The 15,779-nt window shown below is 50.1% G+C and carries 13 protein-coding genes; 6 read left to right on the top strand and 7 right to left on the bottom strand.

Annotated features, from left to right (window positions below; translation table 11 throughout):
• Window positions 1-61: 61 nt before the first annotated feature.
• Together cusF and SK34_RS13335 are read right to left on the bottom strand one after the other, a co-directional pair.
• The gene (gene cusF / locus SK34_RS13340) at window positions 62-409 is read right to left on the bottom strand and encodes a cation efflux system protein CusF (RefSeq protein WP_048233226.1); all 348 of its coding nucleotides are present in this window, start codon (window positions 407-409) and stop codon (window positions 62-64) included.
• A 32-nt stretch (window positions 410-441) separates the two neighbouring features.
• Window positions 442-1,824 (bottom strand): efflux transporter outer membrane subunit, encoded by a 1,383-nt coding sequence (locus SK34_RS13335; RefSeq protein WP_032936921.1) that lies wholly within the window; start codon window positions 1,822-1,824, stop codon window positions 442-444.
• A gap of 195 nt (window positions 1,825-2,019) precedes the next feature.
• Between SK34_RS13335 and cusR the strand changes: the two genes are divergently transcribed.
• From cusR to SK34_RS13310, 5 genes are all read left to right on the top strand, one after another.
• The gene (gene cusR / locus SK34_RS13330; RefSeq protein ID WP_003021940.1) at window positions 2,020-2,703 is read left to right on the top strand and encodes a copper response regulator transcription factor CusR; all 684 of its coding nucleotides are present in this window, start codon (window positions 2,020-2,022) and stop codon (window positions 2,701-2,703) included.
• Entirely contained in the window at window positions 2,693-4,144 is a 1,452-nt protein-coding gene (locus tag SK34_RS13325; protein ID WP_048233225.1) for a Cu(+)/Ag(+) sensor histidine kinase, read from the top strand. Before cusR ends, SK34_RS13325 begins: the two co-directional genes overlap by 11 nt.
• Window positions 4,145-4,269: 125 nt before the next feature.
• The gene (locus tag SK34_RS13320; RefSeq protein WP_048233224.1) at window positions 4,270-4,596 is read left to right on the top strand and encodes a hypothetical protein; all 327 of its coding nucleotides are present in this window, start codon (window positions 4,270-4,272) and stop codon (window positions 4,594-4,596) included.
• Between the two features lie 372 nt (window positions 4,597-4,968).
• Window positions 4,969-5,475, top strand: coding sequence for a hypothetical protein (locus SK34_RS13315; RefSeq protein WP_048233223.1), 507 nt, complete (start codon window positions 4,969-4,971; stop codon window positions 5,473-5,475).
• An 83-nt stretch (window positions 5,476-5,558) separates the two neighbouring features.
• Window positions 5,559-6,362, top strand: coding sequence for an MBL fold metallo-hydrolase (locus tag SK34_RS13310; RefSeq protein WP_016149743.1), 804 nt, complete (start codon window positions 5,559-5,561; stop codon window positions 6,360-6,362).
• Between the two features lie 72 nt (window positions 6,363-6,434).
• Here the strand turns inward: SK34_RS13310 and SK34_RS13305 are convergent, their stop codons facing one another.
• A complete protein-coding gene (locus SK34_RS13305) occupies window positions 6,435-8,879 on the bottom strand; it encodes a trimethylamine-N-oxide reductase 2 (RefSeq protein WP_003021928.1) in 2,445 nt (814 codons plus the stop codon).
• Between the two features lie 20 nt (window positions 8,880-8,899).
• The gene (locus SK34_RS13300; protein WP_003835730.1) at window positions 8,900-9,994 is read right to left on the bottom strand and encodes a NapC/NirT family cytochrome c; all 1,095 of its coding nucleotides are present in this window, start codon (window positions 9,992-9,994) and stop codon (window positions 8,900-8,902) included.
• A gap of 528 nt (window positions 9,995-10,522) precedes the next feature.
• Here SK34_RS13300 and uspF point away from each other — a divergent pair.
• Window positions 10,523-10,951: a universal stress protein UspF gene (gene uspF, locus SK34_RS13295; RefSeq protein WP_003835732.1), complete on the top strand. Its 429-nt coding sequence runs from the start codon at window positions 10,523-10,525 to the stop codon at window positions 10,949-10,951.
• A gap of 478 nt (window positions 10,952-11,429) precedes the next feature.
• On the opposite strand, the gene torD is transcribed toward uspF, so the two are convergent.
• From torD to torC, 3 genes are read right to left on the bottom strand one after another with little or no spacing between them, the layout of a single operon-like run.
• A complete protein-coding gene (torD, locus tag SK34_RS13290) occupies window positions 11,430-12,044 on the bottom strand; it encodes a molecular chaperone TorD (RefSeq protein WP_032936924.1) in 615 nt (204 codons plus the stop codon).
• Window positions 12,041-14,581 carry a trimethylamine-N-oxide reductase TorA gene (gene torA / locus SK34_RS13285; RefSeq protein WP_048233221.1) on the bottom strand — a complete coding sequence of 847 codons (2,541 nt, stop codon included), beginning with the start codon at window positions 14,579-14,581 and terminating at the stop codon, window positions 12,041-12,043. The genes torD and torA overlap by 4 nt, the downstream gene beginning before the upstream one ends.
• Window positions 14,571-15,749, bottom strand: coding sequence for a pentaheme c-type cytochrome TorC (torC, locus tag SK34_RS13280; protein ID WP_003835737.1), 1,179 nt, complete (start codon window positions 15,747-15,749; stop codon window positions 14,571-14,573). Before torC ends, torA begins: the two co-directional genes overlap by 11 nt.
• Between the last annotated feature and the right edge of the window lie 30 nt (window positions 15,750-15,779).

Genomic DNA, 15,779 nt, shown 5'->3' with positions numbered 1-15,779 from the left:
GCGATAGTCTCACCCGCGTTCGCAAAAACCCGGGCAAGAATAAAAGAGACCAACGAGAACGTTATTTACTAATGTGAATATCGCGTAACACAGAGAGATTTCCCTGCTGAACAAACGTAAACGCGACCTTATCGCCTGGCGTAATATCATCAGCCTTCGTATCGGCAACCAGTGTAAAACGCATAGTCATGGCTGGCCAGTTCACCGCAGGAATAGGATCATGCTTGATCGTAATCTTTTTACTTTCCATATCAACAGCTTCAATCACCCCGGTAGCGCTAATGAGTTGTTCCTGTTGAGCCGCTGGCTGCATATTCATCATCTCACTATGCTGATGCTCATTGGCCTGAGCGTTAAACATGATCATAGAGAAAAGACTAAACAGCACAGCTTTGGCGGTCGTATTCATAATTGATGCTCCTGAAAGGTTAATATTAAGGATTACTCCACCCAACCGCCGCCTAAGGCAGCAAACAGCTTAATTTCATTAACCTGTTGGGCGTAATTAAGATCGAGCAGCGATTGCCGCGTAGCGAATAAAGAACGTTCTGCGTCTAATACTTCGATATAGCTAACTGCACCATTCTGATAAAGCGCTCTGGCGCGTTGTAGTGTGATTTGCAATGAATCCAGATAACGCTGCTGCCCGCTAATTTGATCGGCAATGCTTTGGCGCAACACCAGTGCATCCGCCACTTCTTTAAACGCGTTCTGAATTTTTTGTTCGTAATTCACTACCGACTGTTGCTGGCGAATTTCTGCCAGGTCGAGATTGGACTGATTACGTCCGGCGTTAAATATTGGAATATCTATTTTGGGGACAAAATTCCACATGCCGCTGGCGGCATTAAATAAACTGGAAAGATCGCTGCTGCTACTGGACACGGAACTGGTTAACGTTATAGATGGAAAAAATGCCGCCCGCGCAGCACCGATATTGGCATTTGCCGCCAATAATCCGTGCTCAGCTTCCATAATATCCGGGCGCTGCAACAGTATTTGCGACGAGAGCGATGGCGGCAGCGTTACCGGTTTAATATCCCCACGGCTGCGCGCGTGGTCATCGGGTAATTTCCCGTATGTACCCAGCAACAACTGCAGCGCGTTATTGGCCTGCGCCAGATCACCTTTACGCTTGGCAATTTCGCTACGCGTACTTTCGATCACACCGCGCGCTTGTTCCAACGCCAGTACGTTGGTGCTACCGGTTACCAGTTGCTTCTCTACAAAAGCGTAAGAGCGCTGGTAGTTTTGCAGCGTTTCTTCAGCAACTTGCAACTGCGCGTAAGCCAGACGCTGATTAAAATAACTTTGCGACACGTTGGAGATTAATGAGATGTGCACCGCCCGACGCGCTTCTTCGCTGGCAAAGAAATTCTGTCGCTCAGCTTCACTCATATTTTTTAGCCGCCCAAAGAAATCCAGGTCGAAACTAAGATTGAGTCCAGCTTCGAATTCACGATCGGTGCTGCTATCACCTTTTAATTTACCGCTGTAAGTACCACTGGAGCCTGCCGTGAGTTGCGGGTAGCGGTCGGCGTCCGTGACGCCATATTGCGCTCTCGCTTCCTGAACTTTTAGCACAGCCATACGTAAATCGCGGTTATTAACCAATGCCTCGCCAATCAGCGCCTTTACCTGGGAGTCAACGAAGAAGCTCCGCCAGCCCGTGTCCTGATATTCACCTGGAGCCGGTACCAGGGCATTCTGTTTTAAAGAAAATTGCTGCGGCACCGGCAAAGCCGGGCGCTGATAGTCCGGCGCCAATGAACAACCGGCGAGCACGAATATAGCGCTGAGAGTAAGAAGCTTAAATTTGCTCATAGTTCTTCTCGTCCTGACCGGACTGATGTCCCTAAAATGTGTAGGAATTTATAGTGCTGTACTTTAACCAAGTGACTCTGTTTAACCGGTGACAGGAAAATGACAAAACTGTCATTTTCCCAATAACCGATTGCTATCCGATCCCGCTTCCCTAGAATTGAAAGTCCGCACAACCCGTGCGTGAAGGAGAATGCGATGAAGGTTTTGATAGTCGAAGATGAGAAAAAAACCGGTGAATATCTGACAAAAGGCCTGACGGAAGCGGGTTTTGTCGTGGATTTAGCGGATAACGGCCTGAACGGGTATCACCTGGCGATGACCGGCGATTACGACCTGCTCATACTCGACATCATGCTGCCGGATGTAAACGGCTGGGATATAGTGCGGATGCTGCGTTCCGCCAACAAAGGAATGCCCATTCTTCTCCTCACCGCACTGGGTACCATTGAACATCGAGTTAAAGGTCTGGAATTGGGTGCTGATGATTACCTGGTTAAACCGTTTGCCTTCGCCGAACTGCTGGCACGGGTCAGAACGCTGTTGCGTCGAGGCGCGGCGGTGATTGTCGAAAGCCAGTTTCAGGTCGCGGATTTAATGGTCGATCTGGTCAGCAGAAAAGTTACCCGCAGCGGTACGCGCATCACTCTGACCAGCAAAGAGTTTACGCTGCTTGAGTTTTTCCTGCGCCATCAGGGGGAAGTTTTACCCCGCTCGCTGATCGCCTCCCAGGTCTGGGATATGAATTTTGACAGCGATACTAATGCCATCGACGTCGCCGTTAAGCGTCTGCGCGCCAAAATTGATAACGATTATGAGCCGAAACTGATTCAGACCGTGCGCGGCGTGGGATATATGCTTGAGGTTCCTGATGGCCAGTAAACGATGGCGGCGCCCTTTTTCACTGGCGACACGACTAACCTTTTTTATCAGTCTGGCGACAATTGCTTCATTTTTCGCCTTTGCATGGATAATGATCCACTCCGTGAAAGTCCACTTCGCCGAGCAGGACATCAATGATTTACAAGAGATTAGCACCACGCTGGAGCGGATTATTAACCAACCTAACGAGCCAGAATCACGCCGACTGGAAACGCTAAAAAATGTGGTGGCGGGTTACTCGAACGTCATTATTTCTCTGGTAGATAGCAACCAGAAGGCCATTTTTCATTCGCCCAATGCGCCGGATCTTCGGCAATTTATCGCCAGCGCAAGGCCGGATAAAAATGCTCATGCCAGCGACGTTTTTATTATCTCAGGTCCTACACTGCAAACCTCCAGACATATCCACGGACAGAAAACATCGTCTAACTGGCGAATGATTCGTCTGCCAGTAGGAAAGCTTGCCGATGGAAAACCAGCGTATACGCTGTATCTGGCGTTATCGATCGATTTTCACCTGCACTATATTAACGATCTGAAAAACAAGTTAATTATGACGGCTTCGCTGATTAGCATCATGATTGTTTTTATCGTGCTGTTCGCCGTATACAAAGGCCATGAACCGATCCGTAATGTTAGTCGTCGCATCCAAAATATCACCTCGAAAGATCTCGATGTCCGTCTCGATCCGCAGGCTGTGCCTATTGAACTGGAACAACTGGTTAGTTCGTTTAATCACATGCTCGAACGCATCGAGGACGTATTTAAACGTCAGTCGAACTTCTCGGCGGATATTGCCCATGAGATCCGCACGCCAATAACTAACCTCGTCACCCAAACGGAAATTGCGCTCAGCCAGACCCGCACCCAAAAAGAACTGGAAGATGTGCTGTATTCCAATCTCGAAGAGTTTGGCCGTATGTCGAAAATGGTGAGTGATATGCTGTTTCTGGCGCAGGCAGATAACAATCAGCTGATCCCAGAAAAAAAAGCGCTCAATCTGGCTGATGAGGTCGGTAAAGTGTTCGACTTTTTCGAAGCCTGGGCAGAGGAGCGTGAGGTTGGTTTACAGTTTGAAGGACGCGCATGCTGGGTTTCAGGCGACCCATTAATGTTACGCCGGGCAATGAGTAACCTGCTGTCAAATGCCATGCGCTATACGCCAAAAGGTGAGTCGGTAACCGTGCGGGTGAAAGAGGCGGATGGTCTGGTCCAGATAGTCGTTGAGAATCCCGGCCCCCCCATTCCCCCGCAACATCTTCCGCGACTCTTTGACCGCTTTTATCGCGTGGACCCTTCACGGCAGCGTAAAGGCGAAGGCAGCGGTATTGGTCTGGCGATTGTGAAATCGATTGTGATTGCCCATCACGGAAAAGTCTCGGTAACTTCCGATCCTTATGTCACTCGCTTTATTCTGACGCTTCCCAAGCACGCGATGTAATTTATGGTGATGACGCTTATACCTGTCATCACCTATTCTCTGACACAACCGTCATAATCCTGTCACGCCACTGACAGTCCCCATTAATTATACTTTCTTCCGTAAACCCAAACAGGAGAAATATGATGAATAAGATGTCCTCTTTTTTAGCTATCGCGTTTTTTATTTCAGTTGGCGTTAATGCGGCAGAAACACCTAAAATGCATCAACAGGCCGCAATGGCTCATGAAATGATGAATAACAGTGATGCCTCTGCACATCAACAAATGGCGCAGACACACGCCTCGCAGGCAAATAATTCATCGTCAACACCAACCAATGCGCAATCATTTTCACAAATGAATGAACATGAAAAAGCAATGGTTGTTCACCAATCAGTAAATAACGGCCATTCATTTGCTCATGAGATACAGGCCGAGCAGCACCGCGCACAGATCTCCACTCAAGGGTAAAGACGAGCTGTATTGACGACAATATCCATAAATACGCTAAGTTTTAATATTGTGGACTACTCTCCCCGTGCAGGCCTGTTTATATACAAGCCTGCATCCTTGTTCATCGTTAATGTCAACATTAATAATTCATTAAATCTTCCATTAAAAAGTAAAAACCTTTTAACTCTTTATTCAGATTGTATAAAAATCGTAAATCAACTACTTATTATATTGCGTATCACAACATTTATCACCTCACCCTAATTATAAATTAGGATTACCCCTGGTATGCGTCGTTAATATTTAATGGGAGACTGTCATCGTCGTAAAAATGACAGCCAAAAAGTTCGTGTTCCTATAAATAAACTTAATGATGATAGTGAGTGAAAAATGAATAAACGTCTGCTGACCCTCCTGGTCCTTGGTCTGACAACGGCCACAACAGCATATGCAATTACCCCGGCAATGCAGAAAAAATATGAACGTTCAGGTTGTACGCAAATGAGCGAACTCAATGGTTGTGATGTGAACAAATCCTATCAGTGGAACCACGATCATGGCTTTATCGAGAACGATAACAGCCAGCAGAATCGTCATCATCGCCATGGTGAAGAGCAGCAAAATACCACAGGCCGGGATAACCACGATAATGCGGGTATTGATGGCAAATTCAGCGGAAATTACGTGGCCAAATTTGCCAATGGTCAACGCAGCGTTGATATTCACGTCGAAGATTCCGGCGTTTACGTCAACGGTAAGGAAGTGCGTGACGTAAATACCTATAAGGATACGATGACCTTCCGCGTCGGTTATGCCACTTACACCATTAAAACAAATGGTCGCGGTAGCTGGAATGACAGCGATGCAGGAAACGCTGGCAAAATTGTGCGTGAATAACAGATACCGCTAAAGAGCGCTGCGATCACAGCACCCTCAAAAGCCATGCATTACAGTATGCCGTTTTAATACTGGAGTCAGACATGGCTTTGACCCTCACGGTGCTGCTTGAAAACCGACGTGCTGCTGGCGCTGGAAAAACATTACTGGCAAAGCCTGGATTAAGTCTGTTAGTTCAGGATGAAACGACCACAATATTGTTTGATACCGGGCCGGATGGCAGCTTCATGCATAACGCTGCACAAATGGGCGTGGACCTGACGCACTTAACCGCCGTGGTGCTGTCGCACGGCCATTACGATCACTGCGGCGGCGTGCCGTGGCTTGCGGATAACAGCCGTATCATTTGTCATCCCCAAATAGCCTGTGAACGATACGCCTCAGTTACGGTTGCGGGAACACCACGAAAAATTAAAAAACTCTCGCATGATAACAACTACTCTCGATTCATCATGGAATACACCCGCGAGCCGCTGGCTATCAGCGATCGCTTTTTGTGGTCCGGGGAAATTAGCGTTCCCACGCCACAATCCTATGGTGTGATTAGCGAGAAAACACTCCAACCAGATTACATCAGTGACGAAGGCGTGTTGATCTATAAATCTGAACGCGGGTTAGTCATCATTACTGGTTGCGGGCATCGGGGAATAGAGAACATCGTACGCCATTGCCAGAAAATCACAGGGGTTAACCAAATTTATGCCCTGGTCGGTGGGTTTCATTTACGTGCTGCCTCCCCCGCTAAGCTATGGCGGACCCGACAATTTATTAAGCAACAGCAACCCGAAAAACTACTCGGCTGTCATTGCACTGGTTCATGGGGTCGATTGTGGCTACCGGGAACTGACGCACCGGCAACGGGAGATGTGATTGAGCTGGCTGAGTAACAACAGTAAAACGTTGCCCAAACAGTAATAAAAAACGGGAGCCTTACGGCCCCCGTTTATCAGCCATCATCATTACATGGTGACAATTGCTGGCTCATCAAAGACGGTGAGTTTTGGCGCTTCACCGGTGAATTTTTCTGCATATACAAGGCTGGTATTCCCCGCACAGCCATTCGCCAGCCGTGAGGTTGGGATATCCGCCGTCAGCACGTTCGCACCGCCATTTTTACAGATACCGTTTTCAATATCCGGCCATGCGCCTTCATGGATACAGATGATTCCCGGTTTGATACCGTCGCTGACGTGCGCCCCCACCAGAACCTGTCCACGAGCATTCCATACACGAACCAGATCGCCCTCGACAATCCCTCTGGCTTTCGCGTCATCCGGATGAATCGTCACCGGTTCACGATTGGCAATCGCGTATTCTTTACGCAGCGACGCGTAGTTCAGTTGGCTATGCAGACGATGTGCCGGGTGCGCCGTCAGTAGCTGCAGCTGATCTTTATCCGCAGTTCCTTTCCATTCATCCGGTTCAATCCAGGACGCATGCGGCGGACAGTCTTTATACTGATAGCCTTCAATCGTTTTCGAGTAGATTTCTATCTTGCCGCTCGGCGTTCCCAGCGCATTCATCACCGGATCGCTGCGGAAATCCGCGTAGCGCACATATTTGTTATTCTTTTCATTCTCACGCATTTCGATCAGTTTATTCTGCTGCCAGAACGCGTTGAACTGAGGCATGGCGACACGCTGGGCGCGGGCGGCTTTTTGCGCGACGTCATAGAACTGCTTCAGCCACGCCATTTCGTCTTTGCCTTCGGTGTAGACCGCCTTACCACCCGGCTTGAGCATCTCAGCCAGATCGGCAAATACGTCAAAATCACTACGCGCTTCAAACTGCGGCGCGATGACCTGCTTCATAGGCACCAGATGCTGGTTACTGTAATCACCGGTCATGGTCAGATCGTTACGTTCAAACGAGGTGGTGATTGGCAGAACGATATCGGCGTGTTTGGCCGCTGCGGTCCAGTAACACTCAGAGATGACAACCAGTTCAGGCTTCTGCCAGGCTTTGATTAAGCGGTTGGTATCCTGATGATGGGTAAAGTTAGCGCCACCCGCCCACCAGATCATTTTGATATCCGGGAAGGTTTGCTCTTTACCGTTATGCTGATATTTGCCGCCTGGGTTTTCCAGCGCCTCGACAATTCGCGCTACCGGCAGGCTGGTCACCGCATCGGAAACCGCCCAGTCGTTGCCCGCAGATGATCCCCCCTCAATTTTGGCGGAAATTGCTGGCAATACCCCACCGGTGCGTGTTGGGTTACCGCCGTTAGAATAGTGATAAGAGAACCCGAAACCACCGCCTTCGGTACCAATTTGCCCCAGCATCGCCGCCAGAGTCACCAGCATCCAGTGTTTTTGCTCACCGTATTGCTGACGCTGAATCCCCCAGCCTGCCATGAGCATGGTTTTGTTGCTGGAGAAAATTTCCGCCAGCTTTTCCAGTTGCTCAGCAGGCACGCCACACACGCCAGATGCCCACTCGGCGGTTTTCTCAATTTTGTCGCTCTTGCCGAGCAGGTACTCTTCAAACTGCGGATATCCAGTGGTGTATTTTTCCAGGAAGGCTTTGTCGTGAAGATTTTTCTTCACCAGCGTGTGGGCGATCCCTAACATCATCGCCACATCGGTCCCCATATGTGGCGCAATCCAGGTCGCATTATCACCAAAGAACTCGATGGTTTCAGAACGCATCGGATCGATGGCGATGACGCTTTTCCCTGATTTTTTCAGCAGATTAAAGTATTCAATCCCCTGTTCATCCGTGCTGCTCCAGGCAATTTTGAGGGTATTGAGCGGGTTCATCCCCCACAGCACCACGACCTGACTGTGCTCTAGCACCATCGGCCAGGTGGTTTGCTGCTCATAGACTTCAACCGATCCCACAACGTAAGGCATGATCACCTGCGCGGCCCCGGTTGAATAATCTCCGGTATGACCGGCGTAGCCACCGGCCATGCTCATATAGCGTTGCAGTAGGGTTTGCGCCTTATGCAGAACGCCGCTGGAGCGCCAGCCATAGGAACCGGCAAATATTGAGGACGGGCCATAGCTGCTACGGATCCGGCTATGCTGCTCGTGAATGAGCTTCAGCGCTTGTTCCCAACTCACACGCACGAAAGGATCGTTACCACGTTTACCATCCGCTTTACCCGGGTTTTCCAGATAGCTTTTGCGCACCATCGGATACTTAACGCGGATATTGGTATGAACCTGATCCGGCGCGGTTTGCTGTAATGAGTTCGGCACCGTTTTCGGCAACGCACCTTTTGAGGAAACCACTTTGCCGTCTTTTACTTCCACGTATACCGCACCCCAACGTGCTGCCGTCAGGATTGCCCCGCCATTCTGGCCTTCGGCCCAGGCCGGCATTGGGATCACCGAAGAAATCGCCATTGTCCCGGTTGCCGCGCCAGCCGTCTTGATAAAGTCACGTCTTGTGAGTTTCATGATTTCTCCTGATTTATCGCTTATTTGTTCATGTCTTTCGCGTTGTACTGGAAGTAACGGCTCAGGATATCCAGTTCGTTTTCACTGATATTGGTACGAGCACCCATCCCTTTTGCCACAGAAGGCCAGGCGTTGAGCGTGAAATGATTCGCCGGAATTGGCGCATGACAACCCGCGCAGTACACATTGTCGAGTTTGCGTGCGTAATCCCACATGGGTTCGCGGCTGGCGAGAGCGGAACCGCTCCATTCGCCCTGCAGCACGACATCTCGCCACGCATTGCCGTAGTCATCTTTTTTCCAGTCGGAGAGGATCTTCAGCGACTGCTGACCTTTTTCACTCAGGCTGGCAAGAATCAAACGCTGCCCTGCTGCGTAGTAAATAACCTGTTCACTTCCTTGCATCTGGCTACCGCGAATCTCGACCAGTCGTGCGTTGTCCGTTGTTTTCAGAACCTGCATTTTTGTTGCCGGGTAAACGGTTCCCAGATCGCCAAGCGCGGTATTGCTTACGGCATAAAGCTCAGTTGCCGAGGCTGGAGTAGAGGCTGACTGCGCTTCAAGCCCTTTAAGCGCACTGTCATCCATTTTTATTTCAGGTGGGAAATGGGCGACGCCTTTATGGCAATCAATACAGGTTTGCTTTTCCGCGATGCCCATTTTGTGCATCTTCTGGGCATCCGCGCTTTGTGCAGCAAGATCCATTGCGTCCATACTGTGGCAGCTACGGCAGGTCGCAGAATCACTCGCCTTGAGCTGTGCCCAGACGGTTTGCGCCATCTCCAGACGATGTTCTTCAAATTTTTCCGGGGTATCGATTTTTTTGGTTATGAACTGGTGATAAACATCTTTTGAGGCCCGCAGCTTAGCCACCAGATAATCCAGCCCGCCCTCCGGGATATGACAGTCCGCGCACTCTGCACGAATGCCTTTCTGATTCTGGAAGTGAACCGAGCCGGTATATTCCTCGTAAGGTGCCTGCATCGTATGGCACGACAAACAAAATTCCGTGCTCGAGGTTTTGTGCAATGTCCATTGCCCTGCCAAAACAATAACTGCACCAAGAACAATGCACAGCAGCATCGTCCATATGATAGTTTTATTTATTTTTCTCATCTTATATTTCCATCAGACGAATACCCTTTTAGAGGTAGACAATAAATATACTAAAGCAGCTACTTATTGATATTCATCAAGCGAAGAGAGAAATAAGAATCAGCCAATAGGTAAGTTTGAAGGGGCTCGCATAATTAATGAGAACGAAATGTAAATATCAAATTTCGTTTAAAATTAGAATGTTAAACCAAACATAAAGTTTGATTAACTATTAATCACACAAACATCAGAATAAAAGTTTGATAACGATTAAAAGCTGCTGAAATTAATCCTTTGGTGACAATCGTTATATAATTAAATATATAATGAAAACACATAAAAAAGAACCCTTTTCTGTTTTTCGATTACACGTATTAATGAAGATATCTGTCTTACAATTTTGCTCACATATACATATACGGCCAGACATGCGACACACACATTTCATTGACGCACATTTATGCACGTAACCTTGATCTGGTCACTTATTATACAAAGACAACTTTCGCTACACTCAGAGTAGAGGTAAACAAACAGGAGGTAGTGAATATGTATCGCTCAATTCTGGTGCCCATTGATATCTCTGAAACCGATTTGACTCGCCATGTTGTTCCACAGGTTCAGGCGCATGCCAAAACCGCGAAGGTTCACTTTTTAGCCGTTATTCCTACCGTTCCGTTCTATGCCTCGCTGGGGCTGGCCTACTCTACCGAATTCCCGGACAGAAGTGGTCTGCAGGCCAAGGCCAGCGAAAAACTCGAAGAGATTATTAAGCAGTTCAATATTCCTGCAGGCAGGAGTCAAACTCATGTCGTTTACGGCCCGCCAAAGGATCAGATCCTCAAACTGGCGGAATCAGTAGACGCCGAGCTTATTGTCATCGCCTCACATAAACCCGGTTTTAGCACTTATCTGCTGGGTTCAACGGCAGCAGCCGTGGTACGCCACGCGAAATGTCCGGTGCTGGTTGTACGGTGATAGGGTTAAAACGGGAGCGAATGTGCTAATGCCATTCAGTTCACGAAGATGAAAGACCATGGAAATAACTGGGAGTGGAACAACCATAGCGAGGTCATCGCTTCAACGCCCTAATTTCCAGTTAAATCTGTTTTGCTGTTCAGCGATTTTCAAATAAAAGCGCAGGAGGTCAAGTGTGGACTGGTCCGGCTGAAAATTGCCGACGTGTTTCCGTAAGGCCGGGAGAACCCACAGGGATGCGGGTTCAGGGCGCGTTTTACAGGGATGTTGCCTCGCGCCCGGCCCGGTAGCCTGAAGGAATAAGCGGAGAGTATTGCGCAGCAACAATTTTCCCGCCGGGAGCCGGGATTGTTAAGGGTACGGCGATAGTACCCTTAACACGTTCACAGACAGTATCGTTTCAGAGAAGTGAAAAACATAAGGTGAACGTAGCAATACGACGGAGGCAACAGATTCATTACTGCCGGATGTGCTGCTCTCAGCGCTGATTATCCAGTCTGACCAAAGCCAGCAACAGCTGACTTAGCGCGCCGTAAAAACCAAAGTCATCATACCGACAGCATTTAGTGGTGAACTCCGGTAACCAGCGTAACAGCCCTGCCAGCGTTTCTCTGCGCAACGCATCCACCTGCTGATGACGCGGTCCTGCCTCTGCCAGGGAAAAATGCAGATGGCTCAGCAGTTCGATAAAAATCGCCAGATGATCGGCTGACTCGCTAAACGTATCGCTTACCTGCATGCCCGCATCAGATAATAGTTGTTTAATGACCCCATAGTTTGGCCCTCCTTCAAGATGAGCCGATGCATAGGGTAACGCCGCGTGTTTATCCGACATCAGGAACAGGCTGCAAAAATCAGCCGCCAGTTCCAGGGTAGCGTCTTCCCGCACCTTGAGCGCGGCAATTTTCGCCTCCAGCAGAAGGACCTGCGCCTCAAGCAGAGGCTCGCCTTTGAGCACCGCGAACCACTCAGCCATTTCGCTGGACTGCAAAAGCCCCAGGCTTTCATCGTCACGCTCCCGGGAAAACAACTGCGCCAGCCAGGCGTACACGCAGGCCATTTGTTCTTTTGTCAGGGAGGTGTCTTTCATCATGACTTCACCTGCTCAGCCGGGACATATTCACACTGCGCCACCATTTTTATCGGGCCACTGAACGCCGTCACGTTATCCACCTTGCCGGTATACTTCTCAATTTCCACCAGCGTAGTATGGGCGCTGGTTGCCTGCGCCAGCTGAGACGTGCCGATATCTATCGTTAACACGTTCGGATTGCCGTATTTACACAGCGCTCCGGTTTCTCCACCGTTATCAGGGTCGTACCAGGCACCTTCATGGATGCGCGCCACGCCCGGCGAGTAGAGATCGGAGACAACCGCCCCGGCCAGCACTTGTCCACGCGCGTTAAATACACGAACTATATCGCCGTTGCGAATGCCCCTGGCGTTGGCATCCTGTGGGTTAATAAACACCGGCTCTTTGCCACCTACCGCGTAATGCTTACGCAACGCTTCGGACTCGCAGAGCTGTGAATGCAGACGGAAATCCGGGTGGACGGATTGCAGATGCAGCGGCCAACGTTGCGACCCTGGCCCACCGTGTGAACGTTCGATTTTCTCGAACCACATCGGATGCCCCTGGCAATCGTCATATTGCATATCGGCAATGGTTTTCGAATATATCTCGATCAAACCGCTTGGCGTCCCCAACGGTTCAAGGTCGGGATCTTCGCGGAAGGCCTGATGACGAACAAACATCTGCGGATGTTCGAATTCAACGTACTCTTGCTGATTCCAGAAAACGTCGAAGGCCGGAAGATGAACACCGCGTCCTTTCCCTTGCTGGCTTCCTTCCTGCCAGATGCGCTTCAACCAGCCCATCTCATCCAGCCCTTCAGTGAACGCTTCTTCACGGTTAAAGCGGCGGCAAAGATCGCGGAAAATATCGAAATCATTACGTGCTTCAAACTGCGGCTGCACCAACTGCTTCATGGCGATAATTCCGCGGTTGGAGTGGTTGCCATATTGGTCAAGATCGTTACGTTCAAACTGGGTCGTCGCCGGCAATACGATGTCGGCGAATCGACAGGTCGACGTCCACTGATTATCGATGGCGATGACGGTTTCCAGCTTACGCCATCCCTCAATAATGCGATTAATCTGCTGGTGACGATGGAAAGGGTTGGTCCCGGCAAAAACACACATCTTCAACGGCGGTAACTTAACTGTTTTGCCGTTCCAGTTAATGATTTTGCCCGGCTCCAGAATCGCATCGATAAAACGCGCGATCGGAATAGTACTGCTGTAGCCCTTATAATCGGTGCTGTCATGCACAGGAGGTACGGTGGTGGAGCCAGAAAAACCGCTCAGGATAATCCCTTTACGCCCCGGGGTGCCCGCACCGTTGTAATGCCAGCCAAAGCCAAAGCCGCCGCCGGGTAAACCGATTTGTCCGAGCATCGAGGCTAGCACCACGATCATCCACGCCCACTGTTCCCCATGCTGCATACGCTGCACGCACCAGCCGGCAATAATTTGCGTTCTGCCGCCCGCCATCTGCCGCGCCAGTTCACGAATCGTATCTGCATCAATTCCGCAGATTTTTTCCGCCCACTGGGCATCTTTAGGCTGTCCGTCACTTTCGCCCAGCAGATAAGGCAGAAATTGCTCAAACCCAACGCAGTAGTTATCGAGGAAATGCTTATCGTAGAGCTTCTCGGTATACAGCGTGTGTGCCAACGCCAGCTGTAGCGGCACATCAGCCTGCGGGTTCACGGCGATGTGCTTAACCTTGTCGCGGCCCAGATAGTCATGCGTTGAGGTGACGACCGGGTCAACGCTGATGACCGAAATCTCACCCCGCGCCACTTTATCCTTCAGTTGCTCGTAGTATTCGTAGACATCATGATCCGGACACCACCAGTTCGCCTGCTGGTTTTTGATGAGATCGGAACCCCACAGCACAATGGTTTTGCTGTTTTCTAGTACCAGCGGCCAGGAGGTCTGCTGTTCATATACCTCCATTGACCCTACCACGCGCGGCAGAATGACCTGAGCGGCGCCGGTGGAATAGTCTCCCCCGGTACTCACGCTGTTGCCATGCAGCGCAATGGCACGTGCCAGCATCCCGGAAGCATTGTGGAACATCCCGGTCGATTGCCAGCCGCTGGCAGTCAGCAGCGCGCTCGGACCATAGGTCTTCTGAATGCGTTCCAGCTCCTGGTAGAAGAAGTCCAGCGCTTCATCCCACGAAACGCGTACAAAACGGTTATCTCCGCGCTGAGTGGTATCGCTCTGATGGCGCTTACGCAACCAGTCCACGCGGACCATCGGGTAGCGAATACGCGCCCCACCGTGTACGTGATCCGGGAGTCCGGCGATCATTTTTGACGGGTATTTATCATGCTCAAACGGTTTGGCCTCAATAAAACGACCATCAACCACGGTGGCACGGATAGCCCCCCAGTGAGAACCGGTCAGAATCCCCTCTTTGACACCAGTGCCCTGGACTTCTGCGGCGTTAGCGCTACGCGGCGTGAGCAGCGAAGGCCCTAACATACCAGCTACGGTCAAGCCCCCCAACTGCATTAGAAAACGTCGGCGAGATGCCTGAAAGAGATCGTTATTTTTCATTGCTTTCTCCCTTATCGCCATGCGGCTTATCCGTAGTGTCAGAGGCATTCATCTGCAAATATTTCAGTAAGGTACGTTCTTCACGTTTATCCAGACTGGTAAAGCCAATCATGCCGTTCAACGTGCCAATCCAACCGTTAGCATCAAAGTGCTCTTTCTCTGGCGCGCCGTGGCATTGGTTACAGGTTCCGTTATAGAGCGAGTCGGCATAAGCCCAGATAGGTTTGATGTCGTTGACCATATCGCCCTTCTGCATCCAGGCGGTGGCCTGCAATTTACTCCATGGTGTATTCGTTTCCGCAACGGTGGTTTGCTCCAGCGTCTTCACGTGCTGCTGGATGTCGCCACGAATGGAAGCCACAAAAATGCGCTTGCCCGGCAGTTGCGCCAACACGCGCTGACGCCCATTACTCTCGGTCCAGCCCACAATTTCAATTTGCAGCCAGTCACCGTCACGCTTTAACACTTTCACTTCAGAAGCGGGCAGCAGTGAGCCTGCAGGTTCTTTATCACCTTTGGCGGCATAAATAGGTTTGATGTCCAGAGAGTAGAGCGTCTCGCCATCATCGTTTGCATTGGCGCGTAACTGGTCAAACTGCTTACGGAAACCGCTGCTCATATCGGGAAGCTGGTGCGCGATTCCTTTATGGCAGTCGATACAGGATTGGTTGTCCTTGGCCGCAATCTTCATCTGGCGCGCAGCTTCAGGATGCTGTTTAGCGTGGTCCATCGCATCATAGTCATGACAAGAACGACAGGTCGCGGAGTTGTTCTCCTTCATTCGCGTCCATTCGCGCTCCGCCAGCTCAGCGCGTTTGGCTTCGAATTTTTCTGGAGTATCAATAGAGTGGGCAACAAAGGTTTGGTAAATATCGTTGCTGGCCTCCAGCTTACGTTTCACCATGCCTGGAATATCGGATGGAATGTGGCAGTCATGACATTCTGCGCGTACCCCGGAGGCATTCTGAAAATGCGCAGACTGTTTATATTCTTCGTAAACCGGCTGCATACTGTGGCAGCTCACGCAAAACTCGGTAGAACTGGTTAATTTAATACCAACGTGCGGCAAGACGATCAGCGCAATACCGACCACAATCCCGATAACGACCAGCGCCAACACTGACCAACGTGCGCTCGGTCTGAGCAGCGCCCTCCATAGTTTCCGCATAATAGCCCCTGTAATTTTATGGTTTAGTTA

Origin of the sequence: Citrobacter sp. MGH104 (assembly GCF_001034485.1) — a bacterium.
Classification (GTDB): Bacteria; Pseudomonadota; Gammaproteobacteria; order Enterobacterales; family Enterobacteriaceae; genus Citrobacter; species Citrobacter freundii.
This window is presented reverse-complemented; position numbering and strand designations above follow the sequence as displayed.

What these genes read in the sequence shown, in the direction of transcription:
- cusF (WP_048233226.1), bottom strand. Translation starts at nt 409, where the DNA reads ATGAATACGACCGCCAAAGCTGTGCTGTTTAGTCTTTTCTCTATGATC.
- SK34_RS13335 (WP_032936921.1), bottom strand. Translation starts at nt 1,824, where the DNA reads ATGAGCAAATTTAAGCTTCTTACTCTCAGCGCTATATTCGTGCTCGCC.
- cusR (WP_003021940.1), top strand. Translation starts at nt 2,020, where the DNA reads ATGAAGGTTTTGATAGTCGAAGATGAGAAAAAAACCGGTGAATATCTG.
- SK34_RS13325 (WP_048233225.1), top strand. Translation starts at nt 2,693, where the DNA reads ATGGCCAGTAAACGATGGCGGCGCCCTTTTTCACTGGCGACACGACTA.
- SK34_RS13320 (WP_048233224.1), top strand. Translation starts at nt 4,270, where the DNA reads ATGAATAAGATGTCCTCTTTTTTAGCTATCGCGTTTTTTATTTCAGTT.
- SK34_RS13315 (WP_048233223.1), top strand. Translation starts at nt 4,969, where the DNA reads ATGAATAAACGTCTGCTGACCCTCCTGGTCCTTGGTCTGACAACGGCC.
- SK34_RS13310 (WP_016149743.1), top strand. Translation starts at nt 5,559, where the DNA reads ATGGCTTTGACCCTCACGGTGCTGCTTGAAAACCGACGTGCTGCTGGC.
- SK34_RS13305 (WP_003021928.1), bottom strand. Translation starts at nt 8,879, where the DNA reads ATGAAACTCACAAGACGTGACTTTATCAAGACGGCTGGCGCGGCAACC.
- SK34_RS13300 (WP_003835730.1), bottom strand. Translation starts at nt 9,994, where the DNA reads ATGAGAAAAATAAATAAAACTATCATATGGACGATGCTGCTGTGCATT.
- uspF (WP_003835732.1), top strand. Translation starts at nt 10,523, where the DNA reads ATGTATCGCTCAATTCTGGTGCCCATTGATATCTCTGAAACCGATTTG.
- torD (WP_032936924.1), bottom strand. Translation starts at nt 12,044, where the DNA reads ATGATGAAAGACACCTCCCTGACAAAAGAACAAATGGCCTGCGTGTAC.
- torA (WP_048233221.1), bottom strand. Translation starts at nt 14,581, where the DNA reads ATGAAAAATAACGATCTCTTTCAGGCATCTCGCCGACGTTTTCTAATG.
- torC (WP_003835737.1), bottom strand. Translation starts at nt 15,749, where the DNA reads ATGCGGAAACTATGGAGGGCGCTGCTCAGACCGAGCGCACGTTGGTCA.